Source organism: Marinimicrobium sp. C6131 (assembly GCF_026153455.1).
Taxonomy (GTDB): Bacteria; Pseudomonadota; Gammaproteobacteria; order Pseudomonadales; family Cellvibrionaceae; genus Marinimicrobium.
Genome location: NZ_CP110629.1, coordinates 2,800,076 through 2,824,324, shown reverse-complemented (window position 1 = coordinate 2,824,324; position 24,249 = coordinate 2,800,076). Strand labels below are relative to the sequence as shown.

23 protein-coding genes are annotated in these 24,249 nt (G+C 58.1%); 15 read left to right on the top strand and 8 right to left on the bottom strand.

Going from position 1 to position 24,249, the window contains the following annotated elements; genetic code table 11:
- Window positions 1-7: 7 nt before the first annotated feature.
- From OOT55_RS12240 to OOT55_RS12230, 3 genes are all read left to right on the top strand, one after another.
- Window positions 8-3,115, top strand: coding sequence for an efflux RND transporter permease subunit (locus OOT55_RS12240; RefSeq protein WP_265366152.1), 3,108 nt, complete (start codon window positions 8-10; stop codon window positions 3,113-3,115).
- A gap of 9 nt (window positions 3,116-3,124) precedes the next feature.
- Window positions 3,125-3,466, top strand: coding sequence for a P-II family nitrogen regulator (locus tag OOT55_RS12235; RefSeq protein WP_265366151.1), 342 nt, complete (start codon window positions 3,125-3,127; stop codon window positions 3,464-3,466).
- Between the two features lie 66 nt (window positions 3,467-3,532).
- Window positions 3,533-4,411: a cation diffusion facilitator family transporter gene (locus OOT55_RS12230; protein ID WP_265366150.1), complete on the top strand. Its 879-nt coding sequence runs from the start codon at window positions 3,533-3,535 to the stop codon at window positions 4,409-4,411.
- 77 nt (window positions 4,412-4,488) lie between these two features.
- Here OOT55_RS12230 and OOT55_RS12225 read toward each other — a convergent pair whose 3' ends face one another.
- The gene (locus OOT55_RS12225) at window positions 4,489-5,874 is read right to left on the bottom strand and encodes an ATP-binding protein (RefSeq protein ID WP_265366149.1); all 1,386 of its coding nucleotides are present in this window, start codon (window positions 5,872-5,874) and stop codon (window positions 4,489-4,491) included.
- 38 nt (window positions 5,875-5,912) lie between these two features.
- A complete protein-coding gene (locus tag OOT55_RS12220) occupies window positions 5,913-6,593 on the bottom strand; it encodes a response regulator transcription factor (protein ID WP_265366148.1) in 681 nt (226 codons plus the stop codon).
- A gap of 162 nt (window positions 6,594-6,755) precedes the next feature.
- Here OOT55_RS12220 and OOT55_RS12215 point away from each other — a divergent pair, with 162 nt between their 5' ends.
- From OOT55_RS12215 to OOT55_RS12180, 8 genes are all read left to right on the top strand, one after another.
- The gene (locus OOT55_RS12215; protein WP_265368826.1) at window positions 6,756-7,415 is read left to right on the top strand and encodes a thermostable hemolysin; all 660 of its coding nucleotides are present in this window, start codon (window positions 6,756-6,758) and stop codon (window positions 7,413-7,415) included.
- Window positions 7,416-7,420: 5 nt separating this feature from the next.
- Window positions 7,421-8,938 (top strand): AMP-binding protein, encoded by a 1,518-nt coding sequence (locus OOT55_RS12210; protein WP_265366147.1) that lies wholly within the window; start codon window positions 7,421-7,423, stop codon window positions 8,936-8,938.
- A gap of 5 nt (window positions 8,939-8,943) precedes the next feature.
- Window positions 8,944-9,636, top strand: a complete 693-nt coding sequence (locus OOT55_RS12205; RefSeq protein WP_265366146.1) for a TenA family transcriptional regulator — start codon at window positions 8,944-8,946, stop codon at window positions 9,634-9,636.
- On the top strand, window positions 9,533-10,396 hold the full coding sequence (locus OOT55_RS12200) for an SDR family oxidoreductase (RefSeq protein WP_322113809.1): 864 nt from the start codon (window positions 9,533-9,535) through the stop codon (window positions 10,394-10,396). The genes OOT55_RS12205 and OOT55_RS12200 overlap by 104 nt, the downstream gene beginning before the upstream one ends.
- 1 nt (window position 10,397) lies before the next feature.
- Complete coding sequence (locus OOT55_RS12195) at window positions 10,398-11,033, top strand: tetratricopeptide repeat protein (RefSeq protein ID WP_265366144.1); 636 nt, start codon at window positions 10,398-10,400, stop codon at window positions 11,031-11,033.
- A gap of 124 nt (window positions 11,034-11,157) precedes the next feature.
- Window positions 11,158-11,724: a manganese efflux pump MntP family protein gene (locus tag OOT55_RS12190; protein ID WP_024461480.1), complete on the top strand. Its 567-nt coding sequence runs from the start codon at window positions 11,158-11,160 to the stop codon at window positions 11,722-11,724.
- Between the two features lie 46 nt (window positions 11,725-11,770).
- Entirely contained in the window at window positions 11,771-12,316 is a 546-nt protein-coding gene (locus tag OOT55_RS12185; RefSeq protein ID WP_265366143.1) for a cytochrome b, read from the top strand.
- Window positions 12,317-12,370: 54 nt separating this feature from the next.
- Window positions 12,371-12,697 (top strand): YnfA family protein, encoded by a 327-nt coding sequence (locus OOT55_RS12180; RefSeq protein WP_265366142.1) that lies wholly within the window; start codon window positions 12,371-12,373, stop codon window positions 12,695-12,697.
- 113 nt (window positions 12,698-12,810) lie between these two features.
- On the opposite strand, the gene OOT55_RS12175 is transcribed toward OOT55_RS12180, so the two are convergent.
- Window positions 12,811-13,641, bottom strand: coding sequence for a hypothetical protein (locus OOT55_RS12175; protein ID WP_265366141.1), 831 nt, complete (start codon window positions 13,639-13,641; stop codon window positions 12,811-12,813).
- 83 nt (window positions 13,642-13,724) lie between these two features.
- Here OOT55_RS12175 and OOT55_RS12170 point away from each other — a divergent pair, with 83 nt between their 5' ends.
- From OOT55_RS12170 to OOT55_RS12160, 3 genes are all read left to right on the top strand, one after another.
- Window positions 13,725-14,384, top strand: coding sequence for a Fe2+-dependent dioxygenase (locus OOT55_RS12170; RefSeq protein WP_265366140.1), 660 nt, complete (start codon window positions 13,725-13,727; stop codon window positions 14,382-14,384).
- Window positions 14,385-14,496: 112 nt separating this feature from the next.
- Window positions 14,497-14,799, top strand: coding sequence for a hypothetical protein (locus OOT55_RS12165; RefSeq protein ID WP_123638504.1), 303 nt, complete (start codon window positions 14,497-14,499; stop codon window positions 14,797-14,799).
- Window positions 14,800-14,889: 90 nt separating this feature from the next.
- The gene (locus OOT55_RS12160) at window positions 14,890-15,444 is read left to right on the top strand and encodes a CBS domain-containing protein (RefSeq protein WP_265366139.1); all 555 of its coding nucleotides are present in this window, start codon (window positions 14,890-14,892) and stop codon (window positions 15,442-15,444) included.
- Window positions 15,445-15,452: 8 nt separating this feature from the next.
- On the opposite strand, the gene OOT55_RS12155 is transcribed toward OOT55_RS12160, so the two are convergent.
- From OOT55_RS12155 to OOT55_RS12135, 5 genes are all read right to left on the bottom strand, one after another.
- Window positions 15,453-16,862 (bottom strand): PTS transporter subunit IIC, encoded by a 1,410-nt coding sequence (locus OOT55_RS12155; RefSeq protein WP_265366138.1) that lies wholly within the window; start codon window positions 16,860-16,862, stop codon window positions 15,453-15,455.
- A 66-nt stretch (window positions 16,863-16,928) separates the two neighbouring features.
- On the bottom strand, window positions 16,929-17,777 hold the full coding sequence (gene metF / locus OOT55_RS12150) for a methylenetetrahydrofolate reductase [NAD(P)H] (protein WP_265366137.1): 849 nt from the start codon (window positions 17,775-17,777) through the stop codon (window positions 16,929-16,931).
- Between the two features lie 153 nt (window positions 17,778-17,930).
- A complete protein-coding gene (gene ahcY / locus OOT55_RS12145; protein ID WP_265366136.1) occupies window positions 17,931-19,331 on the bottom strand; it encodes an adenosylhomocysteinase in 1,401 nt (466 codons plus the stop codon).
- A 115-nt stretch (window positions 19,332-19,446) separates the two neighbouring features.
- On the bottom strand, window positions 19,447-20,607 hold the full coding sequence (gene metK / locus OOT55_RS12140; protein ID WP_265366135.1) for a methionine adenosyltransferase: 1,161 nt from the start codon (window positions 20,605-20,607) through the stop codon (window positions 19,447-19,449).
- A 46-nt stretch (window positions 20,608-20,653) separates the two neighbouring features.
- A complete protein-coding gene (locus OOT55_RS12135) occupies window positions 20,654-21,658 on the bottom strand; it encodes an ArsR/SmtB family transcription factor (protein ID WP_265366134.1) in 1,005 nt (334 codons plus the stop codon).
- Between the two features lie 487 nt (window positions 21,659-22,145).
- Between OOT55_RS12135 and tkt the strand changes: the two genes are divergently transcribed.
- Window positions 22,146-24,143, top strand: coding sequence for a transketolase (tkt, locus tag OOT55_RS12130; RefSeq protein WP_265366133.1), 1,998 nt, complete (start codon window positions 22,146-22,148; stop codon window positions 24,141-24,143).
- The last annotated feature ends 106 nt before the right edge of the window (window positions 24,144-24,249 follow it).

Here is a 24,249-nt window from a genome sequence, read left to right as displayed (position 1 = left end):
GGTTTTTATGCAAGCGATTATTCGAGCGGCGTTGCAAAACCGGCTGCTGGTGGTGGTGATTGCACTGGCCGCAGTGATTGGCGGTTATGCCGCTTATCGGAGCCTGCCGGTGGATGCCTACCCGGACATTTCACCCTCGTTGGTACAGGTGTTTGTAGAGACGGAGGGGCTCGCACCCGAAGAGGTGGAAAAGTATGTGACCTACCCCCTGGAAAGCGCCATGAACGGCTTGCCGAAGCTGGACCACGTTCGGTCAGTGTCGAACTTTGGCCTGTCGGTGGTGAACATCTATTTCGAGGACGGCACGGACATCTACTTCGCCCGACAACTGGTCAGTGAGCGGCTGCAGCAGGCCAGAGAGGCCATTCCGAACGGGTTTGGTGAGCCGGTCATGGGGCCGATTACCACCGGTCTGGGACAGATTCTGTTCTATGTGCTGGAAGATACCAGTGGTGAGTACAGTCGCACCGAAATGCGGGAAATTCAGGACTGGATCGTCAAGTTCAACCTGCAGACGGTCAAGGGCGTGACTGAAGTGCTGTCCATTGGCGGTAACGTCAAGCAGTTTCAGGTGCGAATTGATCCCGAGGCATTACTGCGGTACGACATTTCTTTACCGCAGGTCAAGCGCCGGATCGAGGCGAATAATGCCAATGCGGGGGCTCAGTTTATTATTCAGAACGACGAGCAATATATTGTTCGCTCCGTGGGGCTGGCAAAAAACCTGGATGACCTTCGCAATATTGTAGTCAAAAGCGTTGATGGTATACCCGTCTATCTGCATCAACTGGGCGAACTGGCCATTGGTGGTGAAATCCGTCGCGGGTTGACCACCAAGGATGGTGAAGGCGAAGCCGTGGTGGGGATGGTGTTAAAGCTGATTGGCGCCAACACCTCCAATGTGATCGGTGCGGTGAAAGAAGAGTTGGCGACGATCAATGCCAACTTGCCGGAAGGGATCGAAGTCAGCCCCTACTACGATCAGGCGCAACTGGTCGAAGCCGCTGTTTCCACCGTGACCAATGCACTGCTTCAGGGTATTGTTTTGGTCGCGATTGTCTTGCTCGCCTTTATGGGGGGCTGGCGACCCAGCCTGGTAGTGGCCCTGTCCATTCCGTTCTCGGTTTGCCTGGCGTTGATTGCCATGAAGTGGTTTGGTATCTCCGCAAACCTCATGTCTCTGGGCGGTCTGGCCATTGCCATCGGCATGATGGTGGACGGCGCCGTGGTGGTGGTCGAGAACATCGACCGACTGTTGCGCGAATCTTCCGCGGACGAGTCGCGTTTGCACATTGTGGCGCGGGCCAGCCAGGCGGTAGCTCGGCCCATACTCTTTGCCATCAGTATTATCATCGTGGTGTTTCTGCCTTTGTTCAGTTTGCAGGGGGTGGAAGGGGCCACCTTCCGGCCGCTGGCGTACACAGTCTCTCTGGCGATGGTGGGCTCGCTGATTTTTGCTCTGGTGGTGGCTCCGGTGGTGGCCTCCTTGATCATGCGTCGCCCCAAATCGGAGCAAGCCTCGGATGAACCCGGCGGCCTGGTCGGCTTTATTGCCCGAGGCTATCGACCGCTCTTGCAGGGCGTTATCCGACGCCGCTGGATTGGGGTGACCATCGCAGGGTTGGTGCTTGCCGTCGGTGTGGTTGTCGGCCCTCGTCTCGGTTCTGAGTTTGTGCCTCGATTCAATGAGGGGGACCTTCTGATTCGTGCCACTATGGCGCCCTCCATCTCGCTGGATAAGGCCAAACAGTCCATGACGCTGTTTGAACGTCAGTTGCTGGAGCGTTTCCCGGAAGTGACTCAGGTCGTGACCCGGATCGGCCGCGGTGAAGTCGGTGCGCATGCCGACCCGGTAAACAGCGCGGAGATCTTTGTCGGACTCAAACCCAAGGAGCAGTGGCAGACGGCGGAAACACTCGATGGCCTATACTCCGCAATGAGCGCCGAGTTTGAAGACTTCCCCGGCACCAAGTTCAACTTTACCCAGCCCATTGCCGCCTCCGTGGATGAGCTGCTTACCGGGACAAAAGCCGAGCTGGCCGCCAAGCTCTTTGGGGATGACCTGAGCGTTCTGGATCAAAAAGCCACGGAAATTGCCGAGGTGATGCGGCAGGTCGCCGGTGGGGAAGATGTGCAGAAGGACCAGGTGGGAGGCACACCCCAGGTGCGCATCGAATTGGACCGGGAGGCCATCGCCCGCTATAACTTGAATGTATCGGATGTACAGGAAACCATCAGTATCGCCATTGGCGGGGACAGCGCCGGTCAGGTGTTCGAGGGGATCCGTCGGTTTGATATCTACGTGCGTCTGAAAGAGTCGGCGCGGGATCGCACTGAAGTGATTCGGGACTTGAAAGTCCGCAATCACGAAGGTCAGCAGATTCCGTTGAGTGAATTGGCGAGCGTTGAGGAAGTGGTCGGGCCGCGTCAGATTACCCGAGAAAATAATCAGCGCTTTATCACCATTCAGGCCAACGTCCGCGACCGGGATATCGGTTCCTATGTGGCCGAGGCGGACCGTATTATTGCCGAGAAGGTGGATCTTCCCCCGGGCTATTTCCTGAAGTGGGGCGGCCAGTTCGAGCTTCAGCAGCAGGCCAACAAGCGTTTGATGGTGGTGGTACCGATCACCCTGGCACTGGTATTTTTCATGCTGTACGCCAACTTCGGTTCGCTGCGTAATGCGCTGTTGATCATGCTCAATATTCCTCTGGCTCTGGTTGGCGGTATTGTATCGCTGTGGCTGGCGGGGCTGAGCCTGTCGGTGCCAGCGTCCGTGGGCTTCATTGCCCTGTTCGGTATCGCGCTTGAAAACGGCTTGGTGCTGGTCAGCTACCTGAATGAGTTGGTGCGCGATGGTGTGCCCATGGCGAAAGCCTGCGTTCAGGGCGCGATGGCGCGCTTGCGCCCGGTCATAATGACGGCCGTCACTACCGGTCTGGGCCTGGCGCCCTTGCTGTTTGCTACGGGCACGGGCAGCGAAGTTCAGCGGCCGTTGGCGGCGGTAGTGATCGGTGGCCTGGTGACCGCCACCATTCTCACGCTGGTGATTCTGCCAGCCCTGTATCCCTGGTTCGCCGACCGTTCAAACGGCGACGACCAAACAACGTCTTGAGGTGATACCATGCAAGAGATAAAAGCTTACATTAAGGCACGCAGGTTGGAGCCGGTGACGCTGGCCTTACACCGCCTGGACGGCATTACCGGGATGAGCGTATCGGATGTTCGAGGATTCGGACGCAGTAAGGCACACAGCAGTGCAACGCACCCGATTGCGGGTGCGTCGGAATTTTCCGAGCACGTGAAACTGGAAATTGTGTGCCAGGATAACTTGGTGGATGACGTGGTGGAACTGCTGAAAACCGAGGCTCATACCGGGCTTAGAGGCGATGGTCGCATTTTTGTGACCGACGTGCGTCGTGCCGTCCGCATACAGGATGGAGTAGAAGGCGACTCGGTGGTTTGATTCAGGCCTGAGCCGGTCGCCTGGGCGACCGGCAATTTCTTATTTTTGGAGGCGGGGAGGGTAAAGATGCACGATCATGGTCACAGTCATGGAGGCGAAGGTGCGCGCATCGGCTGGGCGTTTTTCCTGAACGTTGGCTTTACCATTATTGAGTTTGTCGGTGGTGTACTGACTAACAGTACTGCCATCATGGCCGATGCAGTGCACGATCTGGGCGACTCCTTGTCTATCGGGTTTGCCTGGTTGCTGGCCCGGTTGAGCAGTAAGCAGGCTACGGCCAGCTTCACCTACGGGTATCGTCGTTTCTCCTTATTGGGCTCTTTCATAAACGCGTTGGTACTCATTGTCGGCTCGGTGTGGGTGCTCAGTGAGGCGATTCCCCGACTCGATGATCCGCCCATGCCGATGGCAGGGGGCATGCTGGGCATGGCGGTTTTTGGTGTACTCGTCAATGGTTTTGCCGCCTACAAGCTCAGCAAGGGTAAGACGCTGAATGAACGCGTCCTGAACTGGCACCTGATGGAAGACGTATTGGGCTGGGTCGCCGTTTTGGTGGTAGCGATCATTCTGATGTTCGTCGATTGGCCGATTCTTGACCCATTGCTTTCTATCGGCTTTACTTTGTTCATTCTGTTCAATGTGGGTCGCAATTTCTGGCAGACAGTCAGACTGTTCCTGCAGGCGTCCCCAAGTCCAGAACTGAAGCAGTCCGTAGAACAAACCCTGCGTTCGCTGCCGGGCGTCGAGGACCTGCACCATTTGCATCTTTGGTCGTTAGATGGAGAGCGTCATGTGTTGTCCGTGCACCTGAGAACAGGGGTGCTGAACAGCGTTGAAGACCAGAAACAGTTGAAACATGCCATTTCTCACGCCCTTTCCGAGTATGAGTTGGCACATACAACGGTTGAGCTGGAGTTCGATACAGAGCCATGTAGGGATCGTTGACTACACCTCCCTCTCGGTCTCAATCATTGGGTAACGGTGCTTTGTTAGCAATTGACTAAAGCCAGAAAGTGATCCCCCTATGTTAGAGACGATGGGAGCCAGACTGCTGCACATAACCCCGTTCGACGGTCGGGGCGTTCCTCCAGTGTCAATATGCCGCCTTGGCGCTCGGTGATTCTCTGGGCGATTGCCAGGCCGAGGCCGGCTCCGGAGCCCTGGCGCTGGTCGAGGCGGACGAAGCGGTTGAGCGCCTTGTTTCGATCCTCTTCCGGTATGCCCGGGCCATGGTCGCAGATTGTAAGCTGGTACCCACCGCGAGTCGGGCTTAATGTGAGTGTTACTTCACTGCGCTCAGGCCCGTACTGTATGGCATTGGCCAGTAATGAGCGAATCATGGTGTTGATCAGCGTGGGGTTGCCCATAATCCAGGCTTCGCCATCTGTTTCGAGCAACTGCAGCTCAATCTGCTTTTCCTGAGCTAGCGGGTAGACATCCGCCACGCTCTGGGCAACCCACTCTGACAGGGATAGGCGTTCCGGATGGTCGTTGAAATCAGAGTCGGCTTTGCTCAGGACCAGCATCTGATCCACCAGGTGGGCCATTCGGTCTAGTGACTGCAACAGCTCATTGACCACCGTCGGGGAGTCTTGGCTGATGCTCTCCAGTTGCAGGCGCAATGCCGCCAGTGGTGTTCTCAGCTCGTGAGCTGCATCGGAGGAAAAGCGACGTTCCCGCTCGATCGTCCGGTTAAGGCGGGTCAACAGTTGGTTCAGCGCTGTGACCAATCCCTCCACTTCCTGAGGGACGGTATTCGATGGTAAAAATCTGTCGGTGCCCGGTCCCAGGCGGGCGGCGATGGATTGCAGATGGCGGAGCGGGCGGAAGCTGGTACGGACCGCCCACAGTGTCGCGACAATAAAAAGAGGCAACGCAAAAGCAATAGGAAGAACATTACCGAGGGCAAGGTGGCCGCTCAGTTCCTCCCGAATATCTTCGCGCTGCACGGAGCGAATCCAGAACCCGTTTTCCTCATCGTGTAATGTAAATGTGCGCCACCGGTAGTCGGACTGGCTGAGCCACCCAAACCCTGTCTTGTCGGGAGCAAGGGTATCCACCTCTCCGAACTTGTTCGGTAGAATCGGTTGGCCGGTTTTAGTCCAGACCTGAAAAGAAATTTTCTTTTCGTATCGGTGTCCGAGGCCACCGGAGAGGATCTCGTCCTCACGACTTTCGAACCAACGCTCTTCCGGCTCCTGGGTGTTCTCGGTTAGCGCCAGGGGGTCCAGCGTCTCACTCAGGGTACGTTGTAACTCCTGTCGGCTGCGATTCTCTGCCAAGTGACGAACGAGGCCTTCAACGATTCGGGTATTCTGAGCCAACTCCGCATCAAACAGTTCCTCCAGCTCGTGGCTGCTTTGCCAATAGCTCCAGGTCGAGGCCAGGGTAACAATAATCAAGACCATTGCTGTATTCAGAAGGATAAGCGTACGAGTCAGTGACATCATCCAGCGTCCTTTGCGGCTTCGCTATCCAGGGTGTACCCAACGCCGCGTACCGTGCGTATCACGGATTTACCCAGGCGCTGGCGAAGGTGGTGAATATGTACCTCAAGCGTATTGCTCTCTGCGCCTCTGTCCCACCCATAGAGTACTTCCTCCAGCCGTCGCCTTGTGGCCACTCTGTCCGTGTTGCGCATCAGTACCTGCAGGATCTGAAACTCGGCCTTGGGTAGCTGGAAGCGCTTCTCCCCTACCTGAAGCTCCGCATGATCCAAATTCAGGCGAATGGTGCCCGATGTCAGGACGTTGTTGTCGGTATAGCCGTCGGTGCGCCTGATAACGGCTCTCATGCGGGCTTCAAGCTCGGCCATTTTAAATGGCTTGGTCAAATAGTCGTCCGCTCCGAAGTCGAGCCCTTGCACCCGGTCATCCAGCTCTTCGCGAGCGGTGAGAATAATAATGGGGGTTCGGCATTGTGCCTTTCTGGCTTGCCGAACAATCTCAAGACCATCCAGCCGAGGAAGCGTCAAATCGGCAATGGCGATATCAAAGGTTTGATCTTTCAGGGCATTCAGTCCCTTCCTGCCGTCATTGATCCAGTCAACCTGGTGCTGTGCCTGCTCTAGCATGCGGACCATGGTTTGGGCGAGCATCGAGTCGTCTTCAATCAGCAATATTCTCATGGTCCTCCCGCAGCAGCGTTGCGCCTGGAAATGGTGGATGCCCCCAGTGTGGCAGAGTTTTCTTAATTCTGGCTTAAGAATTCAGGGGGCATTGTTTAAGTGTTAATTAAGATAGCACCCTTAGCATGAGCAGGACAGAGTGCCTCACTGGAGTTTCATTTGATGTCATCTTCCTGCTTGTTGCCGTTAAAAGTGGACCTGTTCGATCCGTCCGTCACAGAGCTGATGCCCGTGGGGGACTGGAAACTGTGCTCGGTAGATCCCGAATCACGGGCCACAGACGCTATTGCCTTCTTCATCGAACAGCGCTTTCGTGCGGCGTATGGGCGTTGCCCGTCGCTTGTTGTCCCCTCTCCTCTGATTCTTGTCGCCCGGTCCGGGCTGGTTATGGCCGCGGTGGGCACACGGCACGCGGCAGATCAGCCTTTGTTCCTTGAGGATTATCTGGACCATCCCATTGAGGATTATCTACCTCCAGGCGCCCTTGGCCATCGGGAAGGGGTCGTGGAGATCGCTCACTTGGCCGGCGCCGTTGAGGGCGTCAGTCGATTGTTCTTTCCCGCGATTGCTCGATGGTTGGTTACCCAAGGTGTCGAATGGATCTGTTTTACCGGAACTCAATCGATCCGGCTGAGTTTCGCAAAAATGGGTGTTAAACCGAGGGTACTCGGCCCAGCGTTGCCCGAGCGGCTGCAGGGGGCGGCGCAAGACTGGGGGGCGTATTACCAGAACCGCCCCGAAGTGGTGCTGGCGCACGTTCCCAGTGGTGTCGAGGCAATGCGGCACACCGGTTGGCTGGAAAAAAACCACGGTCTGAGGTAGTCACTATGAATGAATTACTTGAGCGCTTGGCCCGGTGGTCTTTGTTGCACCCGAGCCGAGTGGCGCTTCGCGACGATGAGCAGACGGTGACTTACCGACAGTTATGGAACCGTGTGCAAGGGGTTGCGCAGGCAATTATGGATTCGGGCGTTCAGCGACTTGGCCTGGTAGGTGACAACTCGGTTGCCTGGGTCGTAGCCGATTTGGCCTGCGTTCGTGCCGGGGTTGTCTCAGTGCCCGTTCCGACGTTCTTCTCGCCGTCGCAGCGTCAGCATCTTGTCGAAACGGCAGGATTGGACGGGATTCTGCTGTCCACGGCCGATGTGCGGGCTGAGGAGGTGGCCGAGACGGTTGGCGGTGGCCTTTGGATGCACCGTCTTCCCGTTGAGCGGGAACTGTCAGTGTTACCCCCGGGCACGGTGAAAATCACGTTCACTTCCGGCAGCACCGGCACGCCTAAAGGGGTCTGTTTGTCCGCTGCACAACTGGGACGCACCCTGCGGGCTTTGGACACCCGATTGAGCCAGCTGGAGCTGCCGCAACATCTGTCGGTTTTACCCTTGGCGACGCTTCTGGAAAACGTCGCGGGCGTGTATTTGAGCCTGTTTCGAGGTGCTGAAGTGTCCGTTCCGGGACTTGCCAGCCTGGGGTTATCCGGTAGTAGTGGCATGGACTCACAGCGCTGGCTTTCGGAGCAGAATCGTTGGCAGCCAACGTCGTTGATTCTGGTGCCGGAGTTGACACGAGTGCTGATCGAGGGCGCGGAGTCGGGCGCACTCCAGCACCGGGGTTATCGCTTCTTGGCCGTTGGTGGTGGGCGCGTATCGCCCTCGCTACTGCGCCGAGCGGAGAAGCTGGAATTGCCGATGTTCCAGGGCTATGGGTTGTCGGAGTGTGGTTCCGTGGTAGCGCTGAACGCACCCGCAGAGAATCGTATCGGTTCGGCGGGCCGCGTTCTGGACCATGTAGATGTCCATGTTGGCCCCGGTGGTGAACTGCAGATTTCTGGCAGCAGTTTTCTCGGTTACCTGGGAGAAACGCCCGTGGATGAATCGCATGCGGTAGCCAGTGGTGACCTGGGTTTTCTGGATCAGGACGGGTTTCTATGGGTGTCCGGACGGAAGAAGAACCTGCTGATCACCGGTTTTGGGCGCAATATCAGCCCGGAATGGCTGGAGGCGGAACTGACCCAAAGTGCCGGTATGGCGCAGGCCCTGGTGTTCGGTGACGGGGAGCCCCACCCATTGGCGCTGCTGTACCCGGGACCAACTGACAACGGTGTGGAGGATTGTCGTCAGGCGATTGAGGCACTCAATGCAAATCTGCCTGACTATGCGCGCTTGAGTCACGTGTATCTGTTGCCTTGCCCGTTCCAGAACATAGATTCCACCGCAGTCACACCCAACGGCCGGATCAGGAGGGCACTGGTGCTGGAAAGCCTGGAGTCCTGGCTGGCGAGTGCCGAATGTCTTTCCACTCAATCCATTGAACAGCCTCAACCGAGAATGTTCGCCCAGGAGTAATCACTATGACTTTTTTTCATGAACTGCAAAATGCTTCCGAATTTGGCCGCAAAACGCTTTACGAGGCGCCGATCTTCAGTGCCATTGAGGATGGTCGTTTCGATATAAACAGCTACACCTATTTTCTGAGTCAGGCTTACCATCACGTAAAACATACCGCGCCTTTGATGATGGCCTGCGGTGCCCGCTTGCCGGATCGATTGGAGCCGGTGCGTAAAGCACTGGTGGAGTACATCGAGGAGGAGTATGGCCACCACGAGTGGATTCTCAATGATCTGAAAGCTTGTGGTGTCGACCCGGATACCGTTCGTAACGGTCAGCCCGATTTGCCGATACGGTTGATGGTGGCTTTTTTGTACGACCTGATCAACCGAGGGAATCCGGTGGGGCTATTTGGCATGGTACAGGTGCTTGAGGGAACGAGTGTGGCCGTGGCAACGCCGATGGGAGAAAAAGTGCAGCGTACTTTGAACTTGCCGGATACTGCGTTCAGCTACCTCTACTCTCATGGAAGCCTGGATCAGGAGCACTTTCAATTTTTTCAAAGCCTGATGAACGGCATCACTGAGCGGGAAGACCAACGGGCGATCGTTGATGCAGCCAATGTCGTTTATCGGCTCTATGGGGATATGCTCAGAGATGTTCCATTGGCGTCACCGGCTGATCGGATCAGGGAGGTGCGTCGTGGTCTGGCATAATCAGCGTTGGCTCATACTGGGAGCCTCCGGAGGAATCGGAGAGGCGCTGGGAGAGCAAATGGCCCGAAAAGGAGCTCGCCTTCTGCTCGCAAGCCGGTCGCCCACGCCCTGCCGTGCAGAAGGCTCTACTTACGTGCGGATTGACCTTGCGTCGGAGGATGTCGAGGCCCAAATGGCGGACATCTGTCAGCGCTACCCGGACATCGATGGCGTAATTCACTGCGCCGGTCAGGGCCTTTTCGCGGCCGTGGAGCAGACTCCGCTCCAGGAGCTGGAGCGGTTGTGGCGAGTGAACCTTCGTAGTGCTTACGCCGTGGCCCGCTGCTTTTCGAGCTACTTCCGTCAGCGCGGCCATGGTGAATTGGTATTTATTGGTTCCACGTTTGGAAGTATTGGCTTCCCTGGATACTCGGCCTATTGCGCGACCAAGTTTGCCCTGCGGGGCCTGACCGAAGCGTTGCGCCGGGAGTGGGCAGACAGTGGAATTGCGGTACGTTATATCGCCCCTAGAGCGACCAGAACGGGTATGAATTCCCCGGCTGTTGTAGCCATGAACCGGGCGTTGGGGAACCGTTCTGACAGTCCCGAGGCCGTTGCTCTCGCGATTGTACGGACGATTGAGCAAAAGCGTGGGCGACGGTATCTGGGGTGGCCTGAACGGCTGATTGTGGCTGTTAACAATCTTATTCCGGCGGTGGTGGATACCGCGCTACGCCGAAAACTGTCCATTATTCAATCGTATCTCAAATCGGAGTACTGACATGAAACGTATCCTGTTGACCCTGTCGCTGTGTGTCGCCTCTGTAGCGGCACTGGCGGAAAAACCCATAGACGGACTGACCGACCTTCAACATCGCTGGGCTGAGATTCAGTATAAAATGCCGGAGGCCGAGCGAGAGAAGGCCTTTGAAGCCTTGGCGGAGCAGGCTGATGCGCTGGTAGAGCAATACCCCGGGCGTGCGGAGCCGTTGATCTGGCACGGGATTGTGTTGAGCACTTATGCTGGGGCGAAGGGAGGTCTGGGTGCCCTGAAACTGGTGAAAGTGGCCCGTAACGATTTTGAGCGTGCGTTGTCGATCGATGCGTCCGCGCTACAAGGGTCGGCCTACACATCACTGGGCAGCCTTTACTACCAGGTGCCCGGATGGCCCCTGGGCTTTGGTGACGACGAGAAAGCAGAGGCTTACCTTAAAGAGGCGCTTGCCATCAATCCCGATGGCATTGATCCCAACTATTTTTATGGGGATTTCCTCATGGACCAGGGCCGCCATGGTGAGGCTCGTCGTTATTTTCAGAAGGCATTTCAGGCCGAAAGCCGCCCGGACAGACCGTTGGCGGATGAAGGCAGACGAGCTGAGATAAAGGAGAAATTGTCCGAACTGCCCACTTCTGAATAAGCTGGTGTGTGTGAGGTTGCTGGATTTCCGTGGGCCTGAGTGATGATCGGTCGGGGGCGATATGGTACATTGCCCATCCCCCTGATCTTAACCTGTGAATGGCTTACGAACTGGATATTTAGTAATGTCACCTCTTGCGCTTCTTTCGCTATCCTTTGCCATGTCGACCGACGCCTTTGCGGCCGCGGTTGGGAAAGGGGCGAGTTTACACCGCCCGCGTTTTTCTGAAGCGCTTCGCACCGGCGTTATTTTTGGTCTGATTGAGTCCATCACTCCGATTATAGGCTGGCTTCTGGGGCGTAGCGCATCCACCCTGGTGGAAAACTGGGATCACTGGATCGCCTTCGCGGTCTTGACTGGACTCGGCTTGCATATGGTGATCGAAGGTTGCAAACATCAGGAGACACCAGAGGCGGTTATTCAACGGCACTCATTCATCCGTCTGGCGCTAACGGCGGTTGGAACAAGCATTGATGCCCTGGCTGTCGGGGTCGGGCTAGCGTTTGTTGAGGTGAATATTCTGCTCGCGGCGGGTTGTATCGGTTTGGCAACGCTGTTCATGGTGACGACCGGAGTAATGGTGGGTCGGAGTATAGGCTCCGCTTTCGGGCGAAGAACGGAGGTGTTGGGCGGTGTAATTCTGGTTTTGGTAGGTGCTTTTATCCTCAACGATCATATTTCCTTTGTCTGACTATGCTATACCTAACGGAACCGATTTTTTCTGATCAGGAGGTGATATGAGCAGTTTGATACAGACGAGTGGGCGGGAAAGCTACTCCGCGATTTCGGTGATCAACCACTGGATTACCGTGTTGCTGGTAATGGCAATGTTGATTCTGGGGTTGCTGGCGTCAGCGGCGCCGGACAGTGCCGAAGATTTCATCATGTCGGTACACGTCAGCCTCGGCTTCTTTGTGTTCTGGTTTGTGCTCTGGCGGGCAGCGTACCGCGTGCACCAGGGGTTTCCGCTCACTCAGGGGCAAACCCCTTGGCAGCGCCAGCTGGCATGGTGGGTGCATCGCCTCGTATTGGGGTTACTGGTATTGCAGGTTTTTACCGGCCCGTTGTACCTGTTCACCGAAAATGAAGGTGTCAATGTGTTTGGCTGGTTCACGGTGCTGATCCCGCTGGAGAACCTGGCCTTTATCCATGAGCCGGTGGAAGTGCTGCATGTCATTACCGGGCTTTACGTGCTCCCGGCGTTGTTATTGCTGCATATTGTGGGGGCGTTTCATTACTTCTGGCACCGTCGGTCCGTTACCCCCGCCGAATTGGGAGAGTGACCCGGTGGGCTCCGATGGCATTAGAAACGGTGTGCTCAAGGACGGGAGAGGGCAATGACCTTTATCTGGTTTATCCTCGCCGCTCTGGCGGAAATCGCCGGTTGTTACACCTTCTGGATGTGGCTCAGGCTGGATCGCTCCGCTTGGTGGTTGGTGCCGGGTGTGATTTCGTTGTGCCTGTTTGCGTTTTTCCTGACGCGGGCCGATGCCGAATTGGCCGGGCGGGCCTTTGCCGCCTATGGCGGTGTTTATATTGCGGCGTCGCTGGGGTGGATGGCGTTGGTGGAGCACCGCTCCCCGCAGCTGTTTGATTACCTTGGGGCGTTGGTGTGTATTGGTGGGGCGGCGTTGATTCTGTACGGTGGACAGCGGGTGGGTTGATGGTGGATGACGCCCTTCGGGCTTATCCACCATCAACCCAACCTCAGAGCTATCCGTAGGGCGGGTCGGTCCGACGTTTCGGAGCGAAGCGCACCCGCCGTCTGTGGAAAAACCTACTCGAGCTCCCAACCCGCCAACTGAATCCGCGCTGCGACGCCGTACAGTTTGCTGGCGTCACCGTCGACCTTCCCCTCGGGCACCAAGGCGGGCCAGAGTGACGCGACCGCATTCAACTGCGTCTCCACCTCGGCCACCGCGTCCGGGCTTTCCCGACGCTGTACATCATTCAGCAATGCGAGGCGCGCCTTGGCCGCTTCGACAAAACCGTAGGCGTCCTGGTATTCGTGGGCGTTGACGATTTCGCCGTTGCGCACACCGATGGCGTACTCCTCAGCGGCGGTGCGAACCATGCGCTCGATACTGCCCAATGCGACTTTCAGGCTGGCACTTTGCAGATTCTCGGCATCGGCAATGCCCGCTTCCAGCTCCCGGTGGCGCTGTTCGACGACTTCAACCGACAGCCCCTGTTCAACGGCGTCGGCCAGGGCGCTCAGCGCGTCGGCAAAGCCCGCTTCGTCGCGGGCGGCGAACGCGGGTTCCAATCCCGCGTACAACTCATCACCGGGGTGTTTCATGTGGGTGAGTGCCATGTCTTTATGGCCGGCCTTGTACAGTTGCACGCCCACCCACAGGTGGCCGCGCACCAGGCCCAACTGGCCGAGGTAGGCGGCGTCGTCCTTGGTCAGGTCGGCAGCGCCGCCACCTTCACCGCCTTCTCCCTCACCCCCTTCACCTTCGCCCCCCTCTCCGGCGAGTGCGGCTACCTGCAGGGTCTGCTGGCTGGCGTGATGGTCAAAAGGCGTGCTGTCGGTCGCCTGGCTGGCAGCGCTGCCGGCAAGCAGAGCGGCGCCGAGGCCGAGCCAGACTTTGCGTTGTTCATTCATCGTGGAACTCCCGTTCTGGAAAGGGTGGCATAATGCCCCGGATTCTGGCATAAATGAGAGTGAGTCTCAATATAGGGTATGCAATGATTCTTTACATCCAAGATGTGCTCGACGCTGGCACCCTGTCGGCGGTGCAGGACCGGCTGGCCTCCCAGGCCTTCGATGATGGCGCCGCCAGCGCCGGTTGGGCGGCCAAGCAGGTCAAGCGCAATGAACAGGCCCGGGATGACAAGACTCGGGCGGCCATCGTTCGTCTGGTGGAGGAACGGCTGCGGGCGCATCCGCTCTTTGCCAGTGCGGCGCTGCCCAAAAGCTTCCCCCGAATCCTGATCAATCGTTATGGGCCGGGTATGCATTACGGGTCCCACATGGATGATGCGGTGATTCACGGCCAACGCACGGACCTGTCGTTCACCCTGGGGCTGACACCCGCCGCCGATTACGAGGGGGGCGAGCTGGTGCTGGAGGACAGCACAGGGGATCGGGCCTGGAAGGTAGATGCGGGGGATCTGCTGCTGTACCCCACCACTTACCTGCATCGGGTGGAGGCGGTTCGCACCGGGCAGCGGATGGCGGTGGTCGGTTGGGTGCGCAGTCTGGTGCGGCGCAGTGAACAGCGGGAAATTCTGCTGGACTTGGATACCGCGCTGCGCACCGAGTTTGATGCCCACGGAAAAACCGAGCAGTTCGATCGCCTGAGTCGCAGCCGCAATAATTTACTCAGGCTGTGGCTGGAGGATTGAACTTTGGCCGTGGGCCCCTCATATAACATAAAGTGTTGTTAAGGCGCTTGTACCTTTGCGCAGGCTCCGCTAGCGTAGATGGATCCATATTGAACTGGCCAACGAAACTTAAATGGTAAATCGCTCTCTGTTCACTCTGCTTCTCGCGCTGTTTTTGAGCGCGAGCCTTTCGGCCCCCGTGGTGGTGGCCGATTGGGGGTATGAGAACGGGAAAGCCTTTGCCGATGTGGCCCTGGACAGCGCTGGTCTCTCGGCGTCGTCGTATGACACGGATGCGGACGATGGCTCTTCTGCCGTGTTCCTTTGGCCTGTGGCCGCCCTCCAGTCGGGGGTGGGTGAAAGCCTGCCGCCCTCGCCCTTCCTGCTCCGAACCTCGGAACGTCCTCCCGCCCGGGCCTCACCGGTCCGTCTGTGATTCGATTCATCTCTTGAAGTTTGGGCTCCAGCCCATTGTCGAATCTTGGCTGGCATCCATCGGTGGTGCTCGCCCCCGGAGGTAGTTTTCATGAAAACGTTAAACATATACAAACTTGATCCTGTGGATCATCTGGTTCAGCCCAGAGAGTTTGAGGATGTGACTGAACATTCACCCGCGCTGGACCTGATGACCGACTTTCGCGCGCATCAACCCCATACCGTTGAATCCAGCGTGTCGGCGGTGGGCGTTGCCCGCTTGATGGCGATGGAAGGCGTGAGCTGTAAGCTGGTGGTTGATGCGCGGCAGGAATTTATTGGGCTGCTGACGGCGGAGCGTCTTTCCGAGCAGTACATTTTGGTAGCCCAGACGCTGCAGGGCGTGGAGCGTGGTGATTTGACCGCGGGTGATTTAATGTTACCCAGAGTGTCAATTCCGGCGTTGGATCTAGAGGCTTTAACATCGGCGACGGTGGGCGACCTGGTGCAAGTGCTACGTGAAACGGGCGAGACACACTGCCTGGTGCTGGACCGCGATCAGCACCATATCCGGGGTGTCATTTCGGTGGACGATATCGCCGAGCGCCTGCATCGCGAGGTGCCGATTGTTCCCAAGCGATCCATCGCCCGGGCGCTGTCGTCCTAGTCCTCGGCTCAGCGGCGCTGTAGTGCCTTACAGCGCCGCCAAGTGAAGACCATCATCATTATCAGAACCGCTACGCCGCCGACGGCCCAGAGGTTACCCTGATAAAGCTGGAACAGAAGATAGCGCACTTGATGTCCGCCGTCGGTAAAGGCGGTAATCAGGCCCAGGCCTTCGGCGTCAAAGCCGGAGGTCTGATTGGCCAACTCCGTGTAAAGCGGAGCCAGGTGAGTGGAAATCAACAGAAAGGTAATGATGACGGGGATGCCCGCGAGTACCGCGCGAATGACATTGCCACGAAACATCAGTACCGAAATCGACATCACCGAAATCAGATTGGGCAGGTCGCCCAGGGGCAGTACCCGGTTGCCCGGTAGGACCAGGGCGATCAGTACCGCCACCACCATCAGTATCAGGCCGGTGACGATCACCGATTTGTGACTCATCAGAAAGCCGGTATCCAGTGCGACCACCAGGTTTTTGCGGGACGGAAAGCGTCGCTCTACCTGTGCGCGCAGCGCGTGAGTGATCGGCATCATGGCTTCCCCGATCAGGCCGGCACTCTTTGGCAGCAGGAACATCACCGCGGCGATGTGCACCGCGAGCTCCAGGGTCTGCCTGGTGTCGTAGCCAGCGGCAAAGGCCAGCACCAGCCCGATCAACACCCCGATGACCATGGGCTCGCTGAAGAACGCCAGCCAACTCATGGAGTGATCTTTCTCGGAACTGTTCTGGCCGTCCTCTTCGGCGCCGGGCACATCGTGGCTGATGGCGGCTTTCTCAGGGTTGTAGGAGAGGCGGTTGAACCCCGGAATACGATCAAATACCCAGTTGATGCAGGCGGTGTAAGGCACGATGCCATTGACCGACACCGGTGAGGCCGAGACGCCCTTGAGCCCCAGCTCGCGCTCCACATCCGGCGCGGTCCACTCGGTCAGCTTGAAACAGTAAACGGCCAACAACAGCGTGGCCGAAAGCCCCAGCACCATGCTGCCGCTGGTGGCCATTACCAGCGCACCGAGCAGGGCAAAGTGCCAGTAGTTCCACAAGTCGATATACACCGTGCGGGTCCAGCCCACCGCGAGCATGAAAATATTCAGAAACAGAATCAGCGGAATGGACAGCGCCGCCAAGGGTGATGACCAGGTGATGGCGGCGAGCGGCGGCCAGCCCACATCCAATACGTTGTATTCCAGGCCGCGAATGACCATCAATTGCTCCACTGCGGGTTTGATGTTCGCCACGAAGAAGTCAAAGGCGATAAAGACCCCGGCAAAACCGACCGCCAGCTCAACGGTGCTCAGTAGAGACTTCTTGAACGGCAACCGGACCGCCAGGGCGATGATAAAAATGATCGCCGGGAGCATGACGTAGGCTTTGAAGCTGAAGAAGGCGTCGAGCAGCTGTTCGATGGTGTCCACGGGAGAATCCTGGCTGGAAATGGAGGGAGGACTGTAGTGACTCGACGCCTTAGAGTCAAGATGACTTTATTCTGGCTGTAAGCCCAGGTTCTTGACGATGCTGGCTGTGGGTTCGTACTGGTTCATGGTGTAGAAGTGCAGTCCGGGCGCCCCGTTCTCCAGCAACGTCTCACACAGCTCGGTGACCAGCTCCTCGCCAAACGCTTTGATGCTGTCGCTGTCATCGCCGTAGGCTTCCAGGCGCTTGCGCATCCAGCGGGGAATCTCCGCGCCACAGGCGTCCGAAAAACGGGTCAGGTTTTTGAAGCTGATGATGGGCATGATGCCGGGCACGATGGGCTGGGTGATGCCCGCTTTGTGGCACTGGTCCATAAAGTAGAAGTAGGCGTCCGGGTTGTAGAAGTACTGGGTGATACCGCTGTCGGCGCCCGCATCGAACTTGCCTTTCAGAAACTTGACGTCGTCGTCGTAGCTCTTGGCCTGGGGGTGGATTTCCGGGTAGGCCGCCACTTCCAGATGGAAATGATCGCCAAAGTGCTTGCGGATAAAGGCCACCAGTTCATTGGCGTACACCATCTGGTAGCCGCCGCCGACGCCGGAGGGCATGTCCCCGCGCAGGGCGACGATCCGATCGATACCGGCGTCCTTGTATTCCTGAATCAGTTCAATGATGGTGGCTTCGTCATCACCACCAAAGGACAGGTGGGGTGCCACGGATACGCCTTCACTTTTGAAGTGCTTGACGATGCCTTTGGTGTTATCGCGGGTGGAGCCGCCGGCGCCGTAGGTCACGGAGAAGAAGTCCGGGGCAAACTCGGAGAGCTTCTTGCGCACGTTCAGAAGTTTTTCCCGGCCCTGGTCGGTTTTGGGAGGGAAGAACTCGAAGCTTAATTGGGGTTGATCGGTGTCGGTCATTTTGGGTGGTGCTCTTTGGTCTTTTTTCGTAGATTCAGGGTTGGGTAACGGCGGATGCGGCCTTCGGCCTTATCCGCCCTAAACAACCATTGATGTCTGCGTAGGGGCCGAGCGCAGCGGTATAAATCCGCACCCGCCGTTACCATCACTCTCTTAATACTTATAACTTTCCGGCTTAAACGGCCCTTCCACCGGCACGTCGATGTACTCGGCCTGCTGCGGGGTCAGCTTGGTGATCACGCCACCAAAGCCTTCCACCATGTCTTTGGCCACTTCTTCGTCCAGCTTCTTGGGCAGAACCTTCACGTACAGGTGCTCTTTTTTCTGGTCCTTGGGCAGGTCCGCGAACTTGCGCTCGTACAGATACATCTGCGCCAGTACCTGGTTGGCGAAGGAGCCATCCATGATGCGCGAGGGGTGACCGGTGGCGTTGCCCAGGTTCACCAGACGACCTTCGGAGAGCAGGATCAGGTGGTCGTTGTTGTCCTTGTCCCGGTAGATCTTGTGCACCTGGGGCTTCACTTCTTCCCAGTGCCAGTTCTTGCGCATGTAGGCGGTATCGATCTCGCTGTCGAAGTGACCGATATTACACACCACGGCGCTGCTCTTCAGGGCACGCAGCATGGGTGCGTCGCAGACATTGACGTTCCCGGTGGTGGTGACCACCAGGTCGGTGGCGCCGAGCACGGCGTGGTTGATGTCTTCGTCTTTACCGGTGTTGACGCCGTTTTTGTAGGCGGACACGACTTCAAAGCCGTCCATGCAGGCCTGCATGGCACAGATCGGATCGATTTCGGTCACTTTGACAATCATGCCTTCCTGACGCAGGGAGGCGGCGGAGCCTTTACCCACATCCCCATAACCGATGACCAACGCCTTTTTACCGGCCAGCAGGTGATCGGTACCGCGCTTGATGGCATCGTTCAGGCTGTGGCGGCAGCCGTATTTGTTGTCGTTCTTGGCTTTGGTGACCGCATCGTTCACGTTGATGGCGGGCACTTTCAGTTCGCCTTTTTTCAGCATATCCAGCAGGCGGTGTACGCCGGTGGTGGTTTCCTCGGAAATGCCGTGGATTTTCTCCAGTTGCTCGGAGTATTTCTCGTGCATCAGGCCGGTCAGATCGCCGCCGTCATCGAGAATCATGTTGGAGTCCCAGATTTTGCCGTCCTTGTTGACGGTCTGCTCAATGCACCACCAGAACTCTTCTTCGGTCTGGCCTTTCCAGGCAAATACCGGAATACCGGCGGCGGCGATGGCGGCGGCGGCATGGTCCTGGGTGGAGAAAATGTTGCACGAGGCCCAGCGTACTTCCGCGCCCAGTTCCACCAGGGTTTCGATCAACACGGCGGTCTGGATGGTCATGTGAATGCAGCCCATGATCTTGGCGCCTTTGAGCGGCTTTTCCGCTTTGTATTTGCGGCGCAGTGCCATCAGCGCGGGCATTTCGCCTTCGGCGATGTCGATTTCGCGGCGACCCCAGGCGGCATCTTTCTGGAACTGCTCGGCGGTTTTGGCAGCGACTTTGTAGTCGGTGAAGTTGGCGGCAATGTTCATTGTGTAGCTCCGATTAAGCGTTGGAATTCGGTTTGGGTGACGGCGGATGCCTCAGAGGTTGCGTAGGGCGTGGTAAGGCCGAAGGCCGCACCCGCCGTTACCCAGCGTCACGCGTTTACAAATACTTCTTGAGCAACTCGGCCTTGTCGGTCTTCTCCCAGGTAAAGTCCGGCAGCTCCCGACCAAAGTGTCCGTAAGCGGCAGTGGGCCGGTATATCGGGCGCTTCAGGTTGAGCATATCGATCAGGCCCTTGGGGCGCAGGTCAAAGTGCTCGCGCACCAGTTTGGCGATTTCGTCATCGGGCAGCTTGCCGGTACCGAAGGTGTTGATCGAAATCGAGGTCGGCTCGGCCACGCCGATGGCGTAGGACACCTGGATTTCACAACGACTGGCGAGGCCCGCGGCGACAATGTTTTTGGCCACATAGCGGCCGGCGTAGGCGGCGGAGCGGTCCACTTTCGAGGGATCTTTACCCGAGAAGGCGCCGCCACCGTGACGGGCCATGCCGCCGTAGGTGTCGACAATGATCTTACGTCCGGTCAGACCGCAGTCGCCCACCGGACCACCGATGATGAACTGGCCGGTCGGGTTGATGTGGTAGCGGGTATCGGCGTGCAGCCACTCGGCGGGCAGCACTTTCTTGATGATCTCTTCGCGCACCGCCTCGTGGATCTGGCTCTGGCTGACATCCGGATTGTGTTGGGTGGACAGTACGACGGCGTCTACGGCCACCGGCTTGCCGTTGTCATAGCGCAGAGTGACCTGGCTCTTGGCGTCCGGACGCAACCAGGGCAGAGTGCCGTTCTTGCGCAGCTCGGCCTGCTTCTCCACCAGACGGTGAGAGAAGTAAATCGGCGCGGGCATCAGCACGTCGGTTTCATCCGAGGCGTAGCCGAACATCAGGCCCTGGTCGCCGGCGCCCTGGTCTTTGGCGGAGGCTTCGTTTTCGTCCACACCCATGGCGATGTCGGAGGACTGCTTGCCAATGGCGTTGAGCACGGCGCAGGAGGCACCGTCGAAACCGACCTCGCTGGAGTTGTAGCCGATGTCGAGGATCACCTGACGAATCAGATCTTCCAGGTCCACGTAGGTCGAGGTGCGTACTTCCCCGGCGACGACGGCCATGCCGGTTTTTACCAGGGTTTCCACCGCGACGCGGGCGTTGGGGTCGTCTTTGAGAATCGCATCCAGCACGGCATCGGAAATCTGGTCGGCCAGTTTATCTGGATGACCTTCGGACACGGATTCCGAGGTAAACAACGAGTACTCAGCCATGGGCGGCTCCTATTTTTAAGGTCGTGAACAGTTTCAATAATGCCATTTACGGTTGTAACGGATTAACCGATTTGAAAAATTGTCGTAACTGAATCTGAAAACCATTGCGCAAGGCGAAGTAAACGCTCTGCCCCTCGCTCAGGCCGGCATCAACCGCCCAGCGGGACAGGTCGTCCGGCTCGAAGCCTTGCCACAAGTCGCCGCAGGCCTCCCGGGCCCAGGTCTGCTCGTGGCGGCACAGATCGGTGACCAGCAGAGCGCCACCGCGCACCAGGGCGCCGCTCAAATCCTGAAAGATATCGGCCGGTGAAGGTGTGTGGTGCAACACCATATTCACCACAATGCAGTCGGCCAAGACCTTGTGCGCTTTCAGTGCCCGGGTGTCGCCACCGATAAATTCGACATTGCTCAGCCCCTGATCGGCCGCCAGGGCTTGCGCACGCTCCAACATGATGGGCGCATTGTCCAGAGCCACCAGGTGCTTGAAGCGCTTGGCCAGCACCGGCAGAAATTCGCCTTCACCGGGGCCCACCTCCAGTGCCAGGTGGTTATCCGGCAGGGGAGTGTTGGCCAGTAGTTGTCCCACCTGATCGGCGTACACCGGGTAGCTGGCAATCAGGTCCTGCTGGGCGCGGAACTTGTGGGCGTTATCCGCAAAAAAATGCTGTGAAGCGAGGGCTCGCTCACCGCGCAGACTTTTCAAACGCTCGTTCAACGTCGCCGGCAGGGGCTCCCGGTCCAGCGTCGCGAACAACTGTTGCTGCAAGGCTTGCAGTGGGTTGTCCGGGGCCAGGTAGGCGCGCCGATAGAAAATGGAGTTGCCCTCCCGCCGCGGCGCCAGTAACCCGGCGTTGGTCAGCACTTTCAGGTGGTGGCTCATGCCGGATTGCTTGGCGTCCAGCAACTGGCACAGTTCCAGCACCCCAAAGGAGTCCCGCTTCATGACCCGCAGGATATCCAGACGTAACGGATCGCCCGCGGCCTTGAGCAGCTGGGGCAGGGCGTCCGGCGCAGGGGCGTCCGGGTCCGGGAGGGTGTGGGCTTGATTCATGGAGGAGGAGTTTAGCAGGGGTTTGGCCCTATATCAAAATATTTTGATATAGATTGTGGCGCCTTTAATAGTCACAAAAACCATAACAAGGGTTTACTGTCAGCGCCGGGTAGGGGAAAATAGCGCGCTTTGTGATCAATGCAGTGAAAGTTGGGCGGAACAGTTAAAATTGTCCGTCAAATGTCATACAATTAGCGGCCAGCTCAGCCAGGTGGGTCCGATCGCCGGAACGCCCGAGCGTCACACAAGAGCCGTACAGTCAGCGTTGTGAGCGTAGAGACCCCAAGAACACAGACGAATACCCCGTGTCCTGACGCTTCCGAATCAACGCGGCCGGAGGTCGAGTCAGCGTGACCAGAGGCCGGCAGACGCCACAAAGTCATGGCCCAGGCGCTGAATCATTGGCCCTTGCCGCCATCGTCTGGCGGGCCATCGTCGGCCGGTAAACCCAGAACACCCAACCATTATCGAAGGAGCTATTCAAAACATGCCCACTCGTAACGATCTAGCCAATGCCATTCGCGCCCTGAGTATGGACGCTGTCCAGAAAGCCGGCAGTGGTCACCCCGGCGCCCCCATGGGTATGGCCGATATCGCCGAAGTCCTGTGGAACGACTTCATGAAGCACAACCCGCAGAACCCGGAATGGGTTGATCGCGACCGCTTCATCATGTCCAACGGCCATGGCTCCATGCTGGTTTACTCGCTGCTGCACCTGACCGGCTACGACCTGCCGATGGAAGAGCTGAAAAACTTCCGCCAGTTGCACTCCAAAACCCCGGGCCACCCGGAGCTGGGCTACACCCCCGGTGTTGAAACCACAACCGGTCCGCTCGGTCAGGGCCTGGCCAACGGTGTCGGCATGGCGCTGGCCGAGAAGAGCCTGGCGGCCCAGTTCAACCGCGATGGTCACGACATTGTCGATCACTACACCTATGTGTTTGCCGGTGACGGCTGCCTGATGGAAGGCATTTCCCACGAAGCCTGCTCTCTGGCCGGTACCCTGGGCCTAGGCAAACTGATCGTGTTCTACGATGACAACGGCATCTCTATTGACGGTGAGGTTGAAGGCTGGTTTACCGACGATACCCCCAAGCGTTTTGAATCCTATGGTTGGCACGTGGTGCCGGGGGTAGATGGTCACGATCCGGCGGCCATCAAGGCGGCCATCGAAGCCGGCCGTGCCGAGACCGACAAGCCCACCATCATCTGCTGCAAAACCGTGATTGGTTTTGGTTCGCCCAACAAGGCGGGCAGTCACGCCTCCCACGGTGCGCCCCTGGGTGACGACGAAATCGCGCTGACCCGGGAAAAACTGGGTTGGAAGCATGGCGCATTCGAAATTCCGGACGACGTTTATCAGGGGTGGGACGCCAACGGGAAGGGCAAGGCCGCCGAGAGCAGCTGGACCGAGCGTTTCGAAGCTTACAAGAAGGCGCATCCCGAGCTGGCCGCTGAATTCGAGCGTCGTGTGATCAAGGGTGAGTTGCCCACCGACTTCGCGGCCAAGGCGAACGAGTTCATCAAAGAGTGCCAGGCCAAGAAAGAGGACATGCCCAGCCGTAAGGCGTCCCTGAAGTCCATCGAAGCCTACGGCAAGATCCTGCCCGAGTTGATGGGGGGCTCCGCCGACCTGGCAGGCTCCAACCTGACCATTTGGGACGGCTCAAAGCCGATCACCAAAGAAGACGCCTCCGGTAACTATGTGTACTACGGGGTGCGCGAGTTTGGCATGAGCGCCATGATGAACGGCATCACCGCCCACGGTGGTTTTATCCACTACGGCGCCACTTTCCTGATGTTCATGGATTACGCCCGCAACGCGGTGCGGATGTCGGCGTTGATGAAGTTGCCGAACATCTTTGTGTACACCCACGACTCCATCGGTCAGGGTGAAGACGGCCCGACGCACCAGCCGGTTGAGCACATGGCCACCCTGCGTGCCACCCCGAATATGGACGTATGGCGCCCCTGTGATGCGGCCGAAACCGCCACTGCCTGGAAGCTGGCCATCGAAAACAAAGATCGCCCGAGTGCGCTGGTATTCAGCCGTCAGGGCCTGCCCGCCATAGAGCGTACCAACGAGCAGGTGGAAGCCATTGCTCGCGGCGGTTACATCCTGCGCGACTGTGACGGCGAGCCGGAAGTCATTCTGATGGCCACTGGCTCCGAAGTGGCGCCGACCCTGGAAGCGGCGAACCTGCTGAGCGAAAAAGGTCGCAAGGTGCGTGTGGTTTCCATGCCGAGCACCACCCTGTTTGATATGCAGGGCAAGGAGTACCAGAACGAAGTGCTGCCGCGCAGTGTGACCGCACGAGTGGCGGTGGAAGCCGCCCACGGTGATCAGTGGCGCAAGTACCTGGGCCTTGATGGTGCCACCGTGTCTCTGGATACCTTCGGGGAGTCCGGCAAGGGCGGTGACCTGATGAAGCACTTCGGCTTCACCGCTGAAAATATCGCCAAAACCGCTGAAAGCCTGCTGTAAGCGGTTCCGGCCGCTTGTCGGCGCCGCGCACGCGCGCGCGTCGGCGACGACCGGGCGCGAATGCGCTATCATTAGCCCGACTCGCCCGAGTCGGGCTATTTTTTTC